The organism is Blautia sp. AM47-4, from assembly GCF_003479865.1.
In the GTDB taxonomy this organism is placed as follows: domain Bacteria; phylum Bacillota; class Clostridia; order Lachnospirales; family Lachnospiraceae; genus Fusicatenibacter; species Fusicatenibacter saccharivorans.
In genome coordinates this window covers 1-2468 of record NZ_QUHY01000074.1, presented here as the reverse complement: position 1 = coordinate 2468, position 2468 = coordinate 1, and the positions used below count along the sequence as shown (strand labels likewise).

General features: G+C 41.2%; 5 protein-coding genes. All 5 read left to right on the top strand.

The window, feature by feature from the left end:
* Positions 1-207: 207 nt before the first annotated feature.
* Positions 208-387: a cysteine-rich KTR domain-containing protein gene (locus DW965_RS18480; RefSeq protein WP_074021989.1), complete on the top strand. Its 180-nt coding sequence runs from the start codon at positions 208-210 to the stop codon at positions 385-387.
* A gap of 80 nt (positions 388-467) precedes the next feature.
* Entirely contained in the window at positions 468-1091 is a 624-nt protein-coding gene (locus DW965_RS18475; RefSeq protein ID WP_025580950.1) for a VanZ family protein, read from the top strand.
* A 391-nt stretch (positions 1092-1482) separates the two neighbouring features.
* Positions 1483-1617 carry a hypothetical protein gene (locus DW965_RS20470; protein WP_256186109.1) on the top strand — a complete coding sequence of 45 codons (135 nt, stop codon included), beginning with the start codon at positions 1483-1485 and terminating at the stop codon, positions 1615-1617.
* Between the two features lie 48 nt (positions 1618-1665).
* Complete coding sequence (locus DW965_RS18470; RefSeq protein WP_243036689.1) at positions 1666-1932, top strand: sugar ABC transporter permease; 267 nt, start codon at positions 1666-1668, stop codon at positions 1930-1932.
* A 331-nt stretch (positions 1933-2263) separates the two neighbouring features.
* A partial coding sequence (locus DW965_RS19465) for a hypothetical protein (RefSeq protein ID WP_207666216.1) occupies positions 2264-2468 on the top strand: 205 nt, incomplete at its 3' end.

Below are 2468 nucleotides of genomic sequence, written 5' to 3'. Positions count from 1 at the left end.
TGCGGTTTTTGCTATTGTCGTGATGTATGCGGTTTCAATCTTCTTGTCCATTCGGGTTATGAAGAATAAGGAAATGTGAGGTGATTGTATGGATTTCACAATTTTGGCAGTTGTGCTTTTGATTGGTGTTGGCGTTCCTATCCGTAATAAACTCATACGGAAATATCGGGATAAGAAAAAGAATGATCGCAATTCGGAGTGAACAATATGGAGAAAACAGAGTTCATCCGCTGCCCAGTCTGCGGGAATAAAACACGCGACAAAATTCGGGAAGATACCGTACTTAAAAATTTTCCTCTCTTTTGTCCAAAATGTAAAAGTGAATGTCTAATCGACATTGAACAATTAGACTTACGATTAGCATTATGGGAATACCGTCGTTACTAATGACAGTATTCTGTTTGCTTTATGAGAAAATGCTCAATGCTGGAATGGGCAATAAATTTGAATTTGACAAGGAGATAATAATGATACCAATTTCTGATATTCTCATCCGCTCAATTAGTGGGTATGTGTTTATGGTTCCAGTCTTCGTACTGTATTTCTTGTGGCTCAAAAAATTGGGGAGAACACAAAGTTTTCTCCATACCGCTGCAGTGTTTGTTTTTGGTTATTATTTATTCGGACTTTTGACCGTCACAGGCATCGGCTTTACAAGCACAATGACCTTTCGCCCGAACATTTCTTGGACTCCATTTATCGGTATGATAACTGGGCCAATTGATACCATTCTGAATATTATTCTGTTTGTCCCGTTGGGATTTTTCCTGCCGCTGCTGTACAAGAAATATCATCACATGAAGACGGTTGCATTGACTGGCTTTCTGTTTTCTTTGGCTGTTGAAATTGTCCAGATGTTTGGCTGGGGTTCTTCCGACATCAATGACTTGATGACAAATACCGCTGGAGCCTGTATTGGATTTTTAGTTTATTGTCTGCTGTCAAGAATCTTGCCTGCCAATCTGAAAAAGCAACTTCAATCCAGCCGTGTCAATGCTGTGGCTGAAGTACTTCTCTTTGCTATTTGCACATTTGCCATTATGGTCACGGCTCAGACTTGGTTTGTCCATGATGTGCTGAATGTTCCATAAATTGTATCGGAAACAATCGGTCTCAGATATAAAAAAATAGTGTCTTCTGTTTGACACACCTGCAGACCGATTTTTCCGTATTGAACTTAGTCGCGTCAACGAAGCCACTACCTATGGAATTTCAATCTTTTCCTTCCTGTTATGCTTGGACAGATTGAATAATTCTCTTTGTGTTATATCTATTATTTTTAGGTAATAGTCCACAACGGCTTCTAACATGAAGGTACAAAAAATAAAAGTTGATCCTCAATCAACCCTATTATTGTACTCTTCAATTCATACTTTTCGATCTCAATGGTAGTATGGTTAGATAGACATCTGTTGCCGCTATCCCTTGGTAAGTTACCCGTTCAGCTTACCTACAAATTTAGAATACAATAAATGGCATCCTTTGAACAGACTATATTTTTGGGATGAACTGTTCTACTATGAGAGCTTCGGTCTGTTTGCTGTGCTGATTCTGGTACAGTTGGCGGCCACCGGCGCAGCAGCGTTCCGCTTTTACTACAAACAAAGAAAAGGCTGAATAGAAAATAGGTATCATCAATCAAAAATATCATTGGAGGTATAACTTATGGAAAAAGAAACAATGGGAACTGTAATTTCAGTTATAAAACAATGGTGGTTAAAAGTGAATCGTAAACCTGCCCGCGTTCATGCGATGGATGGCGCAGCCTTTCCGCATACTATCAAGGTCAAATATACGATAGACGGCAAAGATTACATCTGCCGAAAATGGATTGGCGCAGGAAACAAAGTCCTGACAAGGGAACAACGATTAAAGTTATCTATTGTGAAGATAAGCCATCGAAAGCAAGAATTGAACTCTAATTCAAATTGAATGACTAACATGGTATGTTTTGTGGCCTTTGCGGCATGAAACATACCTGCATATTCAAACATCTGCCTCCACAGCGGGGAAAAGAAAAAAACCGCTGACGGGCAGAGGATTTCGTGCGCTTTTCTGTATCATCGACTGATACGGCGGTTTTGAGAAAATCAGAGCCGCCGTTTCTTTTCGTCTATCCTAAACCAACGACGACCTAACACCGTGTAAATCCACGGCGGCATATAGGAGGATTGCCGCCGTGTCTATTTTTGCCTTTTTTCATAGCACCCATGACCTACATCAGTTAAAAAAAGCATAGCTCCGCCTCCGGGTTATTCCGGCTATGTATGCGAAATTTGTTGGAACCTTAATTATTATGTCATTTCATGCGTCCGTGTGGCTTCATGCCGCCCGGGCGCTTTTGCGTTCTTATGCGTTAGCTTCGGGTCATGTTGGCCCGAAGTCATTCCCCGGTGCCGCTCCCCGCCGCCTTCGTTTCGGTCACTCGTCAACCAACAACCGAAACGGAGGTCAATATGGCTATTATC

What these genes read in the sequence shown, in the direction of transcription:
- DW965_RS18480 (WP_074021989.1), top strand. Translation starts at nt 208, where the DNA reads ATGGAGAAAACAGAGTTCATCCGCTGCCCAGTCTGCGGGAATAAAACA.
- DW965_RS18475 (WP_025580950.1), top strand. Translation starts at nt 468, where the DNA reads ATGATACCAATTTCTGATATTCTCATCCGCTCAATTAGTGGGTATGTG.
- DW965_RS18470 (WP_243036689.1), top strand. Translation starts at nt 1,666, where the DNA reads ATGGAAAAAGAAACAATGGGAACTGTAATTTCAGTTATAAAACAATGG.